Origin of the sequence: Morganella sp. GD04133 (assembly GCF_029835375.1) — a bacterium.
GTDB lineage: Bacteria > Pseudomonadota > Gammaproteobacteria > Enterobacterales > Enterobacteriaceae > Morganella > Morganella morganii_B.
In genome coordinates this window covers 16,826-33,207 of the sequence record NZ_JAODZS010000023.1, presented here as the reverse complement: position 1 = coordinate 33,207, position 16,382 = coordinate 16,826, and the positions used below count along the sequence as shown (strand labels likewise).

Sequence of the window (16,382 nt, the reverse complement as noted above, 5' to 3'; positions counted from 1 at the left end):
CAGCGTAAGAGAGGTAGGAAACAGCCACTGAAACAGGCACAATACTGTTATTGCTTTTATCAGTTGTTAAAGGAAATTACAACGTGGCCTCTATTCAATTACCGCGCTTTATCCGGCTTCTGCCCCTGTGCAGCCTGATACTTGCCGCCTGTACCCTGCCTGACAATACAGAGAAAGGCGATGTTTCCGCCACCTCTGCCGGCTGGAAAGCACAGACAGAACAAATAAATCAGTTACAGCGTTATCAGACGCGCGGCTCGTTTGCCTACATCGGCACTACCCAGAAAACCTATGCCCGTTTCTTCTGGCAGCAGTACTCCCCGGACAGCTACAAACTGCTGCTCACCAACCCGGTCGGCAGCACCGAGCTGGAACTGATTGTCAAAGACGGACAAACCCAGCTTACCGATAATAAAGGTCAGAAATATTACAGTGATGATCCGGACAGTATGATTTACCAACTGACCGGTATGACTATCCCGATGGAAAACCTGCGTCAGTGGATTGTCGGCCTGCCGGGGGATGCGCAGTCCTATGCCATCAGCAATCAGTATCACCTGAAAGCACTGAGCTGGGCTCAGGGCATGGAAAAATGGAAAGTCACTTATCAGTCCTATGATGAAAAAGTCTCTCCGCAACTGCCGAACCGCCTGGATATCGAACAGGGCGATAACCGCATCAAGCTGAAAATGGATTCATGGACACTCAACTGACATCACTGACCTGGCCGTCTCCCGCCAAGCTGAACCTGTTTTTATATATCACAGGCCGCCGCGCGGACGGCTATCACACACTGCAAACCCTGTTTCAGTTTCTGGATTATGGTGACAGTGTCACAATTACACCGCGCACTGACAGTGAAATTCGTCTGCTGACCCCGCTTGACGGCGTACCGGATGAGCAAAATCTGGTGATCCGCGCCGCCCGCCTGTTACAGAGCTATGCCCGCGAGCATCAGCTGACAGCGGATTTACCCGGTGCGGATATTGCCGTTGAAAAAATTCTGCCGATGGGCGGCGGTATCGGCGGCGGTTCCTCCAATGCCGCCACAGTACTTATCGCCCTTAACTATCACTGGCAGTTACAGTTGCCAGACGATACGCTTGCAGAGCTGGGTGTGACCCTCGGTGCGGATGTCCCGGTCTTTGTCCGGGGCCACGCGGCAATTGCTGAAGGAATAGGCGAAATTCTGCACCCGGCGTCTCCGCCGGAACGCTGGTATCTGGTTGCACACCCCGGAATTTCGGTTCCGACACCGCTTATCTTCACAGATCCGCAATTAATTCGTGATACCCCGATCCGCTCTCTGCCCGCATTATTACAGGCTCCGTACGCAAATGACTGTGAACCGGTTGCAAGAAAACGTTTTCGTGAGGTTGATGATCTTCTTTCCTGGCTGCTACAATATACCCCGTCACGCCTGACCGGTACGGGTGCATGTGTGTTCGGAGAGTTCGAAAACCAGGCAGCCGCCCGACAGGTGTTAATTAACGCGCCGGCGTGGGTGAAGGGCTTTGTGGCACGTGGTGTCAACATTTCGCCGCTTCATCAGTTCCGCGCTGGTCTACTGTAATTGCCCCTGATTTCGTCCCCGGACGCTTTCAGGTTCACAATTCAATCTCTCTGGACGCATGCCTGAGGTTTTTCTCGTGCCTGATATGAAGCTTTTTGCTGGTAACGCCATCCCGGAACTAGCACAACGTGTTGCCAACCGCCTGTACACTAACCTCGGAGACGCTGCGATCGGTCGTTTCAGCGACGGTGAAGTCAGTGTTCAAATCAATGAAAACGTGCGTGGTGGTGATGTTTTCATCATCCAGTCCACCTGTGCGCCGACCAACGATAACCTGATGGAACTGGTTGTTATGGTTGATGCGCTGCGCCGTGCTTCTGCGGGTCGTATCACTGCTGTTATCCCGTATTTCGGCTATGCCCGTCAGGATCGCCGCGTCCGCTCCACGCGTGTGCCAATCACCGCGAAAGTGGTCGCTGACTTCCTGTCAAGTGTGGGTGTTGACCGTGTGCTGACAGTGGATCTTCACGCTGAGCAGATTCAGGGCTTCTTCGATGTTCCGGTTGATAACGTCTTCGGCAGCCCAATCCTGCTGGAAGATATGCTGCAGAAAGATCTGGACAACCCGATTGTGGTTTCTCCGGATATCGGCGGTGTGGTCCGTGCCCGTGCGATCGCCAAACTGCTGAACGACACAGATATGGCTATCATCGACAAACGCCGCCCGCGCGCGAACGTTTCTCAGGTGATGCATATCATCGGTGATGTTGCCGGTCGTGACTGTGTACTGGTTGACGATATGATCGATACCGGGGGCACGCTGTGCAAAGCGGCGGAAGCACTGAAAGAACGTGGTGCGAAACGTGTGTTTGCATACGCCACTCACCCTATCTTCTCCGGCAACGCGGTCAACAATATCCGTGATTCTGTGATTGATGAAGTGATTGTCTGCGACACCATTCCGTTATCAGCGGAAATCAAAGCACTGAATAACGTCCGCTCTCTGACGTTATCCGGAATGCTGGCAGAAGCCATCCGCCGTATCAGTAATGAAGAGTCTATCTCCGCGATGTTCGAACACTGATTTCATAATCAGTGTACACATTGCGTGCTTAAACCCGTTGTGAAGACAACGGGTTTTTTGTTGGCAGGCATTTAACCGCAGCAGGTAATAACCGTTCCCGGTTATTTTATGACACTCGTGTTACGGCATCCGGCGGCGATAGCGGCTGTGGAAATGACGCAGCCAGTAATATTTATCCGCGATAGATTCACGACGCCCGCTCAGACCGGCTCCGCCCAGCCATACCAGCGCACCGATAAAGATCCCCATCAAAGAGGCTTCGGAATAGATATCCGGTAAAGGAAGTGCGAAAATAAGGACACTGACAGTAAAGGCCATACTGCCGACCATCAACAACATACCGACAACCATCAGCAGGTTACCGAGCAATAAGGATAATTTACGTTTCATAGGGACCTCCGCCACTCTTTTGTCTGCAAACAACTCAAAGCACGAAAGCAGGAATTCCTTCTTGACACAGAGTATAGCCCGAATTGATACGTATATGTTGCGTATGAGATCACATAGACCAAAAATAAAACATTTTATTTGGCTTATTGTGCCAAAAAGTGAAACTTAATAATTCATCACTAAATTATTGCACAAATAGTCACATCCGTCCGGGAAGGACGTTTCTTTTGTACTCCGCGCGGGTGACGGGTAGAATAGCCCTCTTTGCAGTCAAACCTGCCTGAACAACAAGTGATACAAGTGTGAGTCAGATAAAATTAATTGTGGGGCTGGCCAACCCCGGTGCAGAATACGCCCAAACCCGCCACAATGCCGGTGCCTGGTATGTGGATGAACTGGCCCGCCGTTATAATCAGTCATTAAAATCAGAAAGTAAGTTTTACGGTTATACCGCGCGTCTGAATATTCAGGGCAATGATGTCCGCCTGCTGGTGCCGACCACCTTTATGAACCTGAGCGGTAAAGCGGTCAGCGCCCTCGCCGGTTTTTACCAGATTGCCCCCGATGAAATTCTGGTGGCGCATGATGAACTGGATCTTCTGCCCGGCATAGCAAAAATGAAACTCGGCGGCGGCAACGGCGGTCACAACGGCCTGAAAGATATCCAGAGCAAATTGGGTAACAATCCGAACTTTCATCGTCTGCGTATCGGCATCGGTCATCCGGGTGATAAGAGTAAAGTGGTCGGCTTTGTGCTGGGCAAGCCCCCTGCCTCCGAACAGCAACTGATTGATGAGACTATCGATGAAGCCGTGCGCTGCACCGATGTGCTGATGAAAGACGGCATGGCAAAAGCCATTTCGCGTCTGCATACATTTAAAGCCGGTCAGTGAGCCGCAGGTATCGTCTGTTTATCCGTAACCGTGTATAATCGGCGGCAATTATTTAACGTGCTTGCAGGCCGTTTTGGTCTGCTGTCATTTTTAAGGTGAAGAATTTATGGGTTTCAAATGTGGTATCGTCGGTCTGCCGAACGTCGGGAAATCAACGCTGTTTAACGCGCTGACCAAAGCAGGTATTGAAGCGGCGAACTTTCCGTTCTGTACAATTGAGCCGAACACCGGCGTGGTGCCGATGCCGGATGCCCGCCTAGATGCACTGGCGGAAATCGTAAAACCACAGCGTATTCTGCCGACCACCATGGAATTCGTCGATATCGCCGGTCTGGTGAAAGGCGCATCCAAAGGTGAAGGTCTGGGTAACCAGTTCCTGACCAACATCCGCGAAACAGAAGCTATCGGCCACGTTGTCCGCTGCTTTGACGATGATAACATTGTTCACGTTTCCGGTCGTGTTAACCCGGCTGAAGATATTGATACCATCAATACCGAACTGGCGCTGGCTGACCTCGACACCTGTGAACGTGCTATCCACCGTGTGCAGAAGCGCGCCAAAGGCGGCGACAAAGACGCGAAACTGGAGCTGGAAGTTCTGGAAAAATGCCTGCCGCTGCTGGAAAACGCACAGATGCTGCGCACGCTGAACCTGAACAAAGAAGAAATGGGCGCGATTCGCTACCTGAGCTTCCTGACCCTGAAACCAACCATGTACATTGCCAACGTCAACGAAGATGGCTTTGAAAACAACCCGTATCTGGATCAGGTGCGTGAAATCGCAGAAAAAGAAGGTTCTGTGGTTGTACCGGTATGTGCAGCCATTGAATCCGATATCGCTGAGCTGGAAGATGGTGACCGCGAAGAGTTTATGGCTGACCTCGGTATCGAAGAACCGGGTCTGAACCGCGTGATCCGCGCCGGTTACGCCCTGCTCAACCTGCAGACCTATTTCACCGCCGGTGTGAAAGAAGTCCGTGCATGGACCATCCCTGTCGGCGCAACCGCCCCGCAGGCAGCCGGTAAGATCCATACCGACTTTGAAAAAGGCTTTATCCGCGCCCAGACCATCGCATTTGAGGATTTCATCCAGTACAAAGGCGAACAAGGTGCAAAAGAAGCCGGTAAAATGCGTGCAGAAGGTAAAGATTACATTGTGAAAGACGGCGACGTGCTGAATTTCCTGTTTAATGTGTAACGACTGATAGTTACATCTGCATATCTGCAATAGCCCATATTAATATATGGGCTATTTTTTAAAGAATCCTTCTCTGTACCTTCATTCTGGTTTATTTTCGATATTCCATTTCGGATCCGGCTGAAATGGTTGAATCTGTACCTGATTGCCGTTTTTCAGACAATCATCCGTTATCTGCTTAATTCCCTCTTCCGGCCAGAGGGCTGTGCGGAAACCAATTTCACTGTACGGAACCACATCATCTTTCAGATTTATAGCGGGTTTTGATAATATCAATGAGCGGACATAGTCAGCATTATCCGCCGGCCGGTACGGCATTTCCCAGTTGATTAAATAATGGTTTTTCCAGATAACATTGACATTGTTTTCACGATTTTTATCACGCCATTTGTAGCCGACAAGACAAAAATCATTAACCTCATTATTCATATTATAGATGGCAATAAAATATTTAGCAGCATCCTCAAAATGCGCCTTATAGCGTTTATCATCAAGTGGCTTAAATACGGATTCAGGCTTACTGTCATATATCCCCCAGTCGCCGGACAGTTCCCGGTTGCCGGATGATGCAGTGCCGGAAAAAGAAATAAAAATCAGGGATAGCACTGTAATAATACCAGCTTTCATCATAGTCTCTCTTTATTGTCTGAGAAATTCGGCAGTCAGTTTTGTAAAGGTCTGACCTTGTAAATCTTTATATTTCTCTATGCCGCCGCCCCCCAGGCTGCTACCCGTTGTCCTCCAGCCAATCACCGTATAGTCAGAAATAACACTATCTTTTTTTGCTATTTCAATAGCATCCTGTATCAGCATTCTGTACTTTTTCATATCAGGATTACCATCGTTAGCTTTTTCAATAAGCACACTTATCCTGCTGAGGATCTTAGGATCTATCGTGTTATTTTTAAACCCTTCAATCACTCTGCCTTTAAATATAACCCCCAGCAACTTATCACTGCCATCCTGAGGAACATCGAGATAGCGTGCCTTTGGTGATGCAATCCGGTTATACAGTGCATCATGCATTAATGTCATCGCTTCTTTTGCTTCTTTGGAATTAAATAGTTTTTTTTGCGGTGTCGATGTCTCAGAAAGAAGTACCTGAACCAGTACTTTTTGTCTGAGTGTCAAATCAGACGGAATAGCGATTTTTGGTAAAACCAGAAAGGTTAACCGGGGGAAACAATCTGACATTTTACCGGTCATTTCCTTAACCGCACATTGACCAATACCTTTCGTCACTGATGTGATCTCACTGCTTCCTTCGCTGACTGCAGTGATCTTTAATGTTTGTTCACTTTTTTTATTATCTGCATTCTGTGCTAAGCTAATCCGGTTATTACTCGCTTTAAACATTAAATGCTCTTTATTGTGTAAACCAGATATTTTTAATGTCACCGAATAACCCGGGGTTAATTCAAATTCCTGTCGGGTCAGATATGACCGGTTATTCAGTCTGATTTCAAAATTTGACATCGCCTTTACCTTCCATGTTGTTTAACCGCTATAGTCATTATATAACTAAAGCTCAGGTTAGTGTAAATAACAGGACATTTCTCATGACATACTCAGACGAAACACAAGTAAACGATAAATACTCTTTTATCTGCTGCTTTCCAATTGTCTGATTTACTTAATAGTGATAGTGATTATACGGATGGAACTCACCAGTGCTTTAACTATCATCTGAATGAGTATATTCAGGATATTGGTGAAAACAGTTTTTGTGAACCGGCAGATGATGATTATCTTAGTTATAAATTAAAAATGCCAGTCTAGAACGCGGCTATCAGCAATAGTTTTTTGTCGGAAAACGCACAGATGCTGCGCACGCTGAACCTGAACAAAGAAGAGATGGGTGTGGTCCGCTACTACCTGAGCTTCCTGACCCTGAAACCAACCAATGCCATCTGACCCTGTTTTCAGATAAATGTCATAGTATGACCATGGAGAAAATACTACAATTACAATGTAATACGCCCACGGGAAAAGCATCAAAGAGGACTTTATGCGTTCAATGAACAGGTTACTGCTTGAAGTTGGTTATAAGCGTAGTGAAATACATCAGTTCAGAAAATTATGTGCTTCTGCAAATGTCGATTTTGATAAAAAAATAACAGAAACGGCAAAAAAATCTTTTTTCTACACCCTGCTATTTATATTTGTAGTGACAATAACAATACCACTTTCCTTTATATCCAAGCCAACAAATGATCTTTTTTTCATGATCCTACCATACATATTATTTGGTTTATTTAGCCTTTTATTTAAAACAACAAGAGAATATTTAAAATTTGCCCGTATTTATCTAAAAATGAAAACTAATAAATAGTTCTAAAGCTAAGGAAATCATTGGCTATTTCTATAGATAATGCTAATTTAGATGCTCTTTGTATTCCCATTTTAAAATCAGCATTCACGGCTTTAAATATTCTTCCTGTGTGAGGAGAGTCATAATTTTTAATCTTTAATGGACCAAATTTACTTATTGAAATCAATGAGTTTGCATTTGGTTCTGAAAATTTACTGAATAATCCATGCAATGATAATCCGATATCAACAATAGCATAGATCTTATCACCTAACAGATCATCACCCCCAAAGACCTTAGATGTTCCCCGATAGAAATCCCTTACGTAACCAACTGAATTTTCAGTACCGGTAAAAAAACGAATGCTCTCATATATATTATTTGCACCATGAGCAACGAGTGCCACACCAAAAACGGCCCCTCCCATACCATTAATTCCGGGGGCAAATATTAATGGCAACCCCATAGCAACCTGTCCGACACCCCCGACGAAAGCAAGACCTTTTATTACATATGTAACAACACCGTTTAATTTAGATACTTCCAGATAGAGATACTTACTGAAATTATTTAATTGCAGGGAAATTAATTCATTATTAAGAATAACATCCTCTTCCCTGAGTTCAGCTAATGCTTTGTGCTTTTCATTTGTTGTTGTTCGTTCACTTTTGCATATCTGATATCTCTCTGAACAAAAGTCATTTATTTCACTAATAAATGAATGGATAACACTGCTTGATTTTAAATAAAAAGAAGATGCTCTGATAGACGATTTATTTATGCCATCAACAAATATACCTGCCATTGTTAAGTAATAATCATCTTTCTTTTTTTCGTAAAAAATGTCCATACACTCTCCACTTATGTACTTATACCATTTAAATAAGCAATGAAATTATGATACACATAAGTATCGCGCTGCAGAATAGGAGAATTACTCAATTCCATACATTTTTTCGTTTGAAAAAGATGAGGTTTCACCTGATATTACCTGAATACCTCCCCGCTATCTGCTTAAAAAAAATGGCAGTGCAATATTATTGCGCTGCCATAACATTTAATATGATATCTGTTCCCGGAAATCAGCTCCGCAAGAGCAGATCAAAATGCATATTTGATACCTAACATTCCCTGAGTATCACTGTAGCCATTCTTTTTGAATTGCTGAGCTGCATTTATCCATACTGCCGAGTTATTATTAAGTTTGCTTTCAACACCGATTTTTATTTCACCGATATTATTTTCACCACTGTTCGCATAATTTCTTACATCATCAAGCTTCACACCATAAGATTCCGTATTATGGATCCAGTTTGTTTCAATAAATGGCTGAATTTCTGTATTTTCGCCCTGTTCCGATGTACAGCGGCCATTAATAAGCGCTCTTATCCCTGTACGGGTCTGAATATTATTATTGTCCGGGAATGATACCTGTGTTTTTGTACTGTCAGTAAAGTCATCAGATTTAATACCCATCCAGATAACCTGCGCCTGCGGTATTATTTATCCCCGGCTTGCCAATAAAAAATCCGGAGCTGAGAATGTTTCATAATTATTTGTTTCTGTTCCATGTGCAGCACGGATTAAAAAAACTGAAAATCCGTTTACAGGAAGATTCCGTGACGTCATCTGTTATCGATGCACCAAGAAAGATAACCACGGAGTGTGAAACGGCACTGGTGGTACAGTTTTCTGCTGAACATGATTATCTCAATTATACCGGTGAGAATATCCGTGAAATCTGGCGGGTGAACGGTTCGGATTATCAGCGGGTATGGGCTGACGAAACGATGTAATATGGCTTTTTTGTATCGTTATACTGACAGAAGGCTGCTGCCGGTTGCAGCCTTTTTTGATCCTGCTGCGCTGTTCAGCTGAAAACAATTTACAATCAGCGGCAATCAGTTCACTATCAGGAACCAAGTATTATCTGCTATTTATTTTGGAAAAACCGGTGGTCGCTCTGTGATATCAACCCGTTCCCGAGTCATTATCCATCTGAGCAGTTTTCTGATAGTGATTTACAGCCTGACATTATTATTACCGATGCTGGTTGCGCTGATTGCGCAGGAGCAGAGTTTTTTCGCGTTTGCCGGTAGTTTTCTGATTTTCTTTCCGGCCGGATTAGTGTGCTGGTACCGCAGTAAAACCACCGGCCTGCAATTACAGACGCGGGACGGCTTTCTGGTGATTGCAGTATTCTGGCTGTTATTTTCTGTTATCAGCGCCATGCCGTTCTGGCTGGATGATCATCTGAATATGGCCTTTGAGGATGCCTTATTTGAAGGTGTTTCCGGTATTACCACCACCGGTGCATCGGTATTTCACAATGTCACCGATTTACCCCGCTCGGTTTTATATTACCGTGCCCAGCTCAATTTTATCGGCGGCCTCGGTGTTATTGTTCTGGCAGTGGCGATATTCCCGTTACTGGGTATCGGAGGGATGCGTTTATATCAGTCCGAAATGCCCGGCCCGTTTAAGGATGAAAAATTAACACCTCGCTTAGCCAGCTCGGCCCGTAATTTATGGTTCACCTATTTATTACTGGGATTTTGCTGCACCGTTGCCTTTAAACTGGCGGGTATGGCCTGGTTTGATGCCTTATGTCACGGACTTTCAACGGTGTCGCTCGGCGGGTTTTCCACTTACAGTGAGAGTATCGGCTATTTTAACAGCGCCGCGATTGAGTTAGTGGCGGGGGCTTTTTCATTATTATCCGCCGTCAACTTTACCCTCTATTTTGTGGCGCTGGCAAAACGCAGTCTGAAACCCTTATTCAGTAACACGGAATTACGGTTTTATTTTGCTGTGGCCGCCTTTATTATCGCGCTGGTCTTTTTTGAAGTGTGGCGGGCAAATATGTATTCGTCCGCAGAAGAATCCTTTGTCCATGCTTTTTTCCTCACCAGCTCCATGCTGACAGATAACGGACTTGCCACCGGTGATTATGCGCAGTGGCCATCCCATATTATTGTTCTGCTTCTGTTTGCCAGTTTTTTCGGTGGTTGTGTCGGCTCCACCTGCGGCGGAATAAAAGCGATCCGGTTTTTAATTCTCTCCAAACAGAGCTGGCGGGAAGTCTATTCCCTGATCCACCCGAAAGCTCAAACCCTGATTAAAGTCGGTGATACGGTTGTGCAGCACCGGCTGATTAATTCCGTCCTGAGTTTTTTCTTCCTTTATGTTATTTGTACCTGCTTTTTTATCTGGTGCCTGAACCTGATGGGGTACGATTTGATGACCTCATTTGCCAGTGTGGCCGCCTGTATTAATAATATGGGGCTGGGATTCGGGTTAACAGCGCCGGGCTTCGGGGAGATCTCACCGGCGGCAAAATACCTGCTCTGTTTCGCTATGCTATTAGGCCGTCTGGAAATTTATACGCTGCTTGTACTGTTATCCGTCAGTTTCTGGCGAAACTGGCCGTAGCCCTGTCACATTTTGAGTGCAAAGGCATTGGTTTTCCCTGTGTTTTTGATTAACGTGATCGGTAATCACAATCAATAACAGGGAAAACCACATGTCTTCGTCCGATAGTATCCTCCGTAAAATCACCACCCTTCTGGATAATCACCACGCCCGTTATGAAATCATGAGCCACGATGCGCTCGGGTTTACCTCTGATGAAGTGGCTCAGGTGCGCGGCGTTGAATTAGGGCAATGTTCCAAAGCCGTAGTTTTAAAGGTGAAGGGAAACGGCGTGAAGAAAAATGTGCTGGCAGTATTACCCGGAGATGAAAAAATTGATGGCGAAAAACTGGCCGGTTTTTTCGGTGGTAAAAAAATCTCTTTTGCCACCGCCGAACAGGTGAAAGCACTGACAGACTGTGTCCCCGGGGGCGCTGGCACCCTTTACCTTTAACCCGGAGCTGGAACTGGTGATTGACCCGGTTCTGTTTGAACGCTACTCCGATATCGCCTTCAACGCCGGAACGCTGACAGAAACCATTGTGCTGAATGCAGAGGATTACCGCACGATTGTGAAACCACAAGAGTTCAGTTTTATTCTGTGATACGTTTCAATAACCTCAGACGAAAATCACAGTAAAATCAAATAATAAGAAATTCACAGCTGTTATTTGTGTTGTTTTATTTCAGAATCAATATCACCTGTGAATTTTATTTTGTGGGATAAATCACATAAAAATGAAACAAGATGCATTGTTACATTGCAAACAATCGGTTCAGCGCGATTTTATCATAAGTTATAAGTGTTTTTACAAATGTCAATGAAAATACCTTCCGGGTAGCAATAATAAAACGCACAAATTGTTTTTATTTATGGTTTATTTTGTTAATTTTATGTTTCATTGATATGATTTCATGTAATTTAATTACATGAAATATCAAATTAGACATTAATACATCAAATAATTAACATGATAATATCAATAATGGGCACAGATCACATTTTTCAGTTCTCCCTCCCCTTTTTATCATCCCTGCTCCTATAGTCAGGCTTCTATTTGGTCTCCCTGCAACACTCTCTGTATCCATATAAAAAGGGTTATTACCGATGAAGAAATCATTTTTTAAAGTCGCTGCATTATCTGTTGCGCTTTTCTCTGCCAGCGTCATGGCAAAAGAATACGAAATCGTCAACGTTGTCAAAGTCTCCGGGATTCCGTGGTTTAACCAGATGGATAAAGGGGTTCAGCAGGCGGCAAAAGATCTGGGCGTGAATGCGTATCAGGTCGGGCCTTCCACGCCGGATCCGGCTCAGCAGGTAAAAATCATTGAAGACCTGATTGCCAAAAAAGTGGATGCCATCACCGTGGTACCGAATGATGTGACTGTTCTTGAGCCGGTCTTTAAGAAAGCCCGCGAACAGGGCATCGTTGTGCTGACTCACGAAGCACCGGACGGTCATAACGCTGACTGGGATATCGAAACTATCGATAACGATGCCTATGCCAAAGCGACCATGGATGAACTGGCGAAAAACATGGGTGGCAAAGGCGGCTATGTGATTTATGTCGGTTCCCTGACGGTACCTCTGCACAATAACTGGGCGAACCTGGCCGTTGAATATCAGAAGAAAACCTATCCGGAAATGTTCGAAGTGACCAGCCGTATGCCGGTTGCCGAAAGCATCGATGCCTCTTTCGCGGCAACCAATGACCTGATGAAAGCCCATCCTGAAATGAAAGGGATTGTCTCTTACGGTTCACTGGGCCTGATCGGTGCCGGTGAGGCAATCAAGAAAAAACGTGCGAAAAACAAAATCAGCACCGCGGGTATTCTGATGCCGGCTCAGGCGGCACCGTATCTGAAAGGCGGTGAAATCAAGAAAGGTTTCCTGTGGAACCCGGCTGATGCAGGTTACGCACTGGTGTCTGTCTCCAAAGATATGCTGGACGGCAAGAAAGTGACTGACGGTGTGGAAGTCAAAGATCTGGGTAAAGCCGAAATCGATACTCAGAAACAGGTGATTAAATTCAATAAAATCCTGGAAGTTGACAGCAATAACGCCACCTCACTCGGTTTCTGATCCTTCTTTATTTTTTGTTAAAAAGGGCAGCTTCCGTGCTGCCCTGTCATGGGCTGGTATATGTCAAAAGACGCACTGATTACCTTAAAACAGGTTTCCAAACACTTCGGCTCCGTCATTGCACTCGATAATATAAATCTGACGTTTAACCGGGGTGAGGTTCATTGTCTCGCCGGCAAGAATGGCTGCGGCAAAAGTACCTTATTCAAGGTGATCTCCGGTGTTCATCCGCCGGAAAAGGGCGCAGAAATTATTATTAACGGGCAAAGCTACAGTAAGTTAACCCCGCAGCAATCTATTGAGCAGGGTATCCAGGTGATTTACCAGGATCTCTCGCTCTTTCCTAATCTGACTGTTGCTGAAAACATTGTTATTCAGGAACATGTCAGGTGGTACAAAGGGCTGGCTAACCGCCGCCGCCAGATGAAACAGGCGCAGGAAATTATCAGCCGTATTGGCTTGTCCCTGCCCCTGCATAAACGTGTTGAACAACTTTCCATTGCTGAATGTCAGCTGGTCGCTATCTGCCGCGCGATGGCAAATGATGCCCGGCTGGTGATTATGGATGAACCGACAGCCTCACTGACGCGCAGTGAAGTCAATCAGCTGATCCGCGTGGTCGCTGATCTGAAAGCCAACGGCGTCACTGTGGTGTTTGTCAGCCATAAGCTCGATGAAGTGATGGAAATTTCCGACCGGATCTCCGTGATCCGTGACGGAAAACTGATCGGAACGTATGACGCAGATAAGATGAACAGTGATGAGCTGGCCTATCTTATGACGGGTCAGCGTTTCGAGTTCACACCACTTTCTGCGTACAACACCGGGGGACTCTTACGTCTCAGCGCAGAGAAACTGACAAAGCAACATCAATTTTATGATATTGACCTGAAGCTGCATGCCGGTGAAGTGGTCAGCATTACCGGGCTGCTCGGTTCCGGACGCACAGAGTTGTGTCTGTCACTGTTCGGCATGACGAAACCTGACAGCGGCACACTGCTGATCAACGGTTCACCGGTTCAGCTGCACTCCAACCGGGATGCGATTAATCACGGCATCGGCTATGTGTCGGAAGACCGCATGAGTACGGGACTGGTGATGGCGCAGTCTATTCACGACAACACCACCTCGGTGGTGCTGCCGCGTCTGACCCGCAAAGGCGGACTGCTCGATCACACCCGGGCACATGAACTGGTCAGCGGACTGATTGAGGCACTGCAGATAAAAGTGTCCGATCCGGCGCTGCCGGTCACCAGCCTGTCCGGCGGAAACGCCCAGCGTATTGCGATTGCCAAATGGATAGCGGCGAAACCGGATATTCTGATCCTCGATTCCCCGACGGTCGGTGTGGATGTCGCCAATAAAGAGAGTATTTATCAGATCATCAGAATGCTGGCTGCCGAAGGCATGGCGATTCTGATGATCAGTGATGAAATTCCTGAAGTATTCTATAACAGTCACCGGGTCATTGTGATGAAAGAAGGTCGTTTTACCCATGAGTTCAATCCGTTAACCACAACAGAGCAGGCAATTACGGAGGCGGTTAATGCTTAAGTCATGTCGTCATCTGTTTGCACATCATGAGTTCTGGCTGGCGGTATTAATTGTGCTGCTCAGTGTGTTTCTCAGCATCACCAATGAAGATTTTATGACATTGGGCAATGTGTTTGATATGACCACCAGCACCGCTATCCTGGCGATTATGGCCTGTGGTCTGTTTGTGGTGCTGGTCTCCGGCGGGATTGACATCTCCTTCCCGGCCACAGCGGCCACCGCACAGTATGTGATGGCAACGTATGTGCTGTCACAGGGTGGTAACTTCTTTATCGCCTTTGCTATCGCGGCGGTGGTGGGTCTGCTGCTGGGGCTGATCAACGCCCTGCTGATCTACCGCCTGAAAGTGCCGTCTATTATTATCACCATTTCCACTCTGAACGTCTTTTTCGGCCTGCTGATCTATTTCACCAACGGCGAATGGCTGTACGGTTTCCCGGAGTGGTTTATGGATGGTGTCGAGGTGATGTCATTTACCGGCAGTGACGGTTATGACTACGGTTTGTCTCTGCCGATTCTGACTCTGATTGCGGTGGTTATTTTCACCGGTTTTCTGATGAGCAAAACCCGTGTCGGCCGTCAGATTTATGCGGTCGGCGGTAATGCGGATGCCGCAAAGCGTGTCGGTATCAGTATTCTCGGCGTGATGCTGTTTGTATACGGCTATATGGGCGCACTGGCGGGGATTGCTTCTGTGGTACAGACACAAATCACCCAGTCCGTTGCACCGAATGCCCTGATGGGCTTTGAACTGACGGTGCTGGCCGCCGTGGTATTAGGCGGTGTCAGTATGACCGGCGGCAAAGGCTCTCTTACCGGGGTTATCCTCGGGGTTGCGCTGCTGGCGATTGTCAAAAACGGCCTGACTCTGGCCGGTGTACCGTCTTACTGGCACACCGTGCTGACCGGGCTTATCATTGTTATCAGTATCAGTTTCACCGCGTATAACGAAAAACGCCGTGCCGCTGCGGGAGGTCATCTGTCATGATGTCAATGCTGAATCTGCGGAGTGACCGCAATATTATTTACCTGCTGGTGATCATGGCTGCTATCCTGCTGTTACAGGGGATGTTTAATGCAGGCGCGTTTTTCTCTGTCTCCAACTTCCAGTCCATGACCTCCCAGATGCCGCTGCTCGGTATGCTGGCACTGGCGATGTCTGTCTGTATGCTGACCGGCGGAATCAACCTGTCCATTATCGCGACCACCAACGCCTGCGGGCTGGTGATGGCAAGCGTGATGGCGATGAGCCCGGGCGATGGCGCAATGTTACTGCCTGCCCTGCTGGCCGGGCTGGTCACCGCCGTAATTATCGGGCTGATTAATGGTTTTCTGATTGCCTTTGTCGGTGTGTCTCCGATCCTCGCCACCCTCGGGATGATGACCTTAATCAACGGCCTGAATGTACTGATTTCCGGCGGTACGGTAATCTCCGGCTTCCCGCCGTCATTACTGTGGCTGGGTAACGGCACCCTTCTCGGCATCCCGATGCCGCTGATCCTGTTCCTGCTGTTTGCGTTCCTGCTGTGGGGATTACTGGAATATACACCGCTTGGGCGTACCGTTTATCTGATGGGTTCTAATGAGAAAGCAACGCGCTTTTCCGGCCTGAACACGCAGAAAACGATTATGGCGGTGTATGTGATTTCGTCCGTCCTGTGCTGGGTGGCTGCGATTATTATGATGGCTAAGTTTAACTCCGCCAAAGCGGGATACGGAGAATCTTATCTGCTGATCGCCATTCTGGCTTCCGTGCTCGGCGGTGTGAACCCGGACGGTGGTTTCGGGCGCATTATCGGTATTGTGCTGGCCCTGTTTGTCTTACAGATGCTGGAAAGCGGCCTTAACCTGCTGGGTGTCAGCAGTTACCTCATCATGGCGCTGTGGGGCGGTATTCTTATCTTATTTATTGCATTGCAGAAAGCCCGGTCATAAGGGAGCGGAT

At 46.9% G+C, this 16,382-nt stretch carries 19 protein-coding genes; 14 read left to right on the top strand and 5 right to left on the bottom strand.

Annotated features, from left to right (window positions below):
• Nucleotides 1-83: 83 nt before the first annotated feature.
• The 3 genes from lolB (at nucleotide 84) to prs (ending at nucleotide 2,597) form a co-directional block, all read left to right on the top strand.
• Nucleotides 84-713: a lipoprotein insertase outer membrane protein LolB gene (gene lolB / locus N7387_RS12600; protein ID WP_025154162.1), complete on the top strand. Its 630-nt coding sequence runs from the start codon at nucleotides 84-86 to the stop codon at nucleotides 711-713.
• On the top strand, nucleotides 698-1,573 hold the full coding sequence (gene ispE, locus N7387_RS12595; RefSeq protein WP_279799352.1) for a 4-(cytidine 5'-diphospho)-2-C-methyl-D-erythritol kinase: 876 nt from the start codon (nucleotides 698-700) through the stop codon (nucleotides 1,571-1,573). The genes lolB and ispE overlap by 16 nt, the downstream gene beginning before the upstream one ends.
• 76 nt (nucleotides 1,574-1,649) lie before the next feature.
• Nucleotides 1,650-2,597 (top strand): ribose-phosphate diphosphokinase, encoded by a 948-nt coding sequence (gene prs / locus N7387_RS12590; RefSeq protein WP_262859902.1) that lies wholly within the window; start codon nucleotides 1,650-1,652, stop codon nucleotides 2,595-2,597.
• Between the two features lie 120 nt (nucleotides 2,598-2,717).
• Here prs and N7387_RS12585 read toward each other — a convergent pair whose 3' ends face one another.
• Nucleotides 2,718-2,987 (bottom strand): stress-induced protein YchH, encoded by a 270-nt coding sequence (locus N7387_RS12585; protein WP_046892240.1) that lies wholly within the window; start codon nucleotides 2,985-2,987, stop codon nucleotides 2,718-2,720.
• Nucleotides 2,988-3,289: 302 nt separating this feature from the next.
• On the opposite strand from N7387_RS12585, the gene pth reads away from it, so the two are divergent.
• Together pth and ychF are read left to right on the top strand one after the other, a co-directional pair.
• Entirely contained in the window at nucleotides 3,290-3,880 is a 591-nt protein-coding gene (gene pth / locus N7387_RS12580) for an aminoacyl-tRNA hydrolase (RefSeq protein WP_262859903.1), read from the top strand.
• 106 nt (nucleotides 3,881-3,986) lie between these two features.
• The gene (gene ychF / locus N7387_RS12575; protein ID WP_004237332.1) at nucleotides 3,987-5,078 is read left to right on the top strand and encodes a redox-regulated ATPase YchF; all 1,092 of its coding nucleotides are present in this window, start codon (nucleotides 3,987-3,989) and stop codon (nucleotides 5,076-5,078) included.
• Between the two features lie 81 nt (nucleotides 5,079-5,159).
• Here the strand turns inward: ychF and N7387_RS12570 are convergent, their stop codons facing one another.
• Both N7387_RS12570 and N7387_RS12565 read right to left on the bottom strand, forming a co-directional pair.
• A complete protein-coding gene (locus tag N7387_RS12570) occupies nucleotides 5,160-5,708 on the bottom strand; it encodes a hypothetical protein (protein ID WP_279799343.1) in 549 nt (182 codons plus the stop codon).
• Between the two features lie 9 nt (nucleotides 5,709-5,717).
• Nucleotides 5,718-6,554 (bottom strand): hypothetical protein, encoded by an 837-nt coding sequence (locus N7387_RS12565; protein WP_279799341.1) that lies wholly within the window; start codon nucleotides 6,552-6,554, stop codon nucleotides 5,718-5,720.
• 532 nt (nucleotides 6,555-7,086) lie between these two features.
• On the opposite strand from N7387_RS12565, the gene N7387_RS12560 reads away from it, so the two are divergent.
• On the top strand, nucleotides 7,087-7,410 hold the full coding sequence (locus N7387_RS12560; RefSeq protein WP_279799340.1) for a hypothetical protein: 324 nt from the start codon (nucleotides 7,087-7,089) through the stop codon (nucleotides 7,408-7,410).
• Here N7387_RS12560 and N7387_RS12555 read toward each other — a convergent pair.
• Together N7387_RS12555 and N7387_RS12550 are read right to left on the bottom strand one after the other, a co-directional pair.
• Nucleotides 7,400-8,239 carry a DUF4225 domain-containing protein gene (locus tag N7387_RS12555; protein ID WP_279799339.1) on the bottom strand — a complete coding sequence of 280 codons (840 nt, stop codon included), beginning with the start codon at nucleotides 8,237-8,239 and terminating at the stop codon, nucleotides 7,400-7,402. The two genes, N7387_RS12560 and N7387_RS12555, sit on opposite strands and share 11 nt — an antisense overlap.
• A 251-nt stretch (nucleotides 8,240-8,490) precedes the next feature.
• Nucleotides 8,491-8,889: an autotransporter outer membrane beta-barrel domain-containing protein gene (locus N7387_RS12550; RefSeq protein WP_279799438.1), complete on the bottom strand. Its 399-nt coding sequence runs from the start codon at nucleotides 8,887-8,889 to the stop codon at nucleotides 8,491-8,493.
• A gap of 41 nt (nucleotides 8,890-8,930) precedes the next feature.
• Between N7387_RS12550 and N7387_RS12545 the strand changes: the two genes are divergently transcribed.
• The 8 genes from N7387_RS12545 (at nucleotide 8,931) to N7387_RS12515 (ending at nucleotide 16,372) form a co-directional block, all read left to right on the top strand.
• Entirely contained in the window at nucleotides 8,931-9,185 is a 255-nt protein-coding gene (locus tag N7387_RS12545; protein ID WP_279799338.1) for a hypothetical protein, read from the top strand.
• A gap of 169 nt (nucleotides 9,186-9,354) precedes the next feature.
• A complete protein-coding gene (locus tag N7387_RS12540) occupies nucleotides 9,355-10,821 on the top strand; it encodes a TrkH family potassium uptake protein (protein WP_279799336.1) in 1,467 nt (488 codons plus the stop codon).
• A gap of 91 nt (nucleotides 10,822-10,912) precedes the next feature.
• Nucleotides 10,913-11,254: a YbaK/EbsC family protein gene (locus tag N7387_RS12535; protein ID WP_347815233.1), complete on the top strand. Its 342-nt coding sequence runs from the start codon at nucleotides 10,913-10,915 to the stop codon at nucleotides 11,252-11,254.
• On the top strand, nucleotides 11,220-11,405 hold the full coding sequence (locus N7387_RS21400) for a hypothetical protein (RefSeq protein WP_347815232.1): 186 nt from the start codon (nucleotides 11,220-11,222) through the stop codon (nucleotides 11,403-11,405). The genes N7387_RS12535 and N7387_RS21400 overlap by 35 nt, the downstream gene beginning before the upstream one ends.
• Nucleotides 11,406-11,908: 503 nt before the next feature.
• A complete protein-coding gene (locus tag N7387_RS12530) occupies nucleotides 11,909-12,883 on the top strand; it encodes a substrate-binding domain-containing protein (RefSeq protein ID WP_024472943.1) in 975 nt (324 codons plus the stop codon).
• Between the two features lie 60 nt (nucleotides 12,884-12,943).
• Nucleotides 12,944-14,437, top strand: a complete 1,494-nt coding sequence (locus N7387_RS12525) for a sugar ABC transporter ATP-binding protein (protein WP_279799333.1) — start codon at nucleotides 12,944-12,946, stop codon at nucleotides 14,435-14,437.
• Nucleotides 14,430-15,425, top strand: coding sequence for an ABC transporter permease (locus N7387_RS12520; protein WP_262882895.1), 996 nt, complete (start codon nucleotides 14,430-14,432; stop codon nucleotides 15,423-15,425). The genes N7387_RS12525 and N7387_RS12520 overlap by 8 nt, the downstream gene beginning before the upstream one ends.
• A complete protein-coding gene (locus tag N7387_RS12515; RefSeq protein ID WP_197708807.1) occupies nucleotides 15,425-16,372 on the top strand; it encodes an ABC transporter permease in 948 nt (315 codons plus the stop codon). The genes N7387_RS12520 and N7387_RS12515 overlap by 1 nt, the downstream gene beginning before the upstream one ends.
• Nucleotides 16,373-16,382 lie beyond the last annotated feature (10 nt).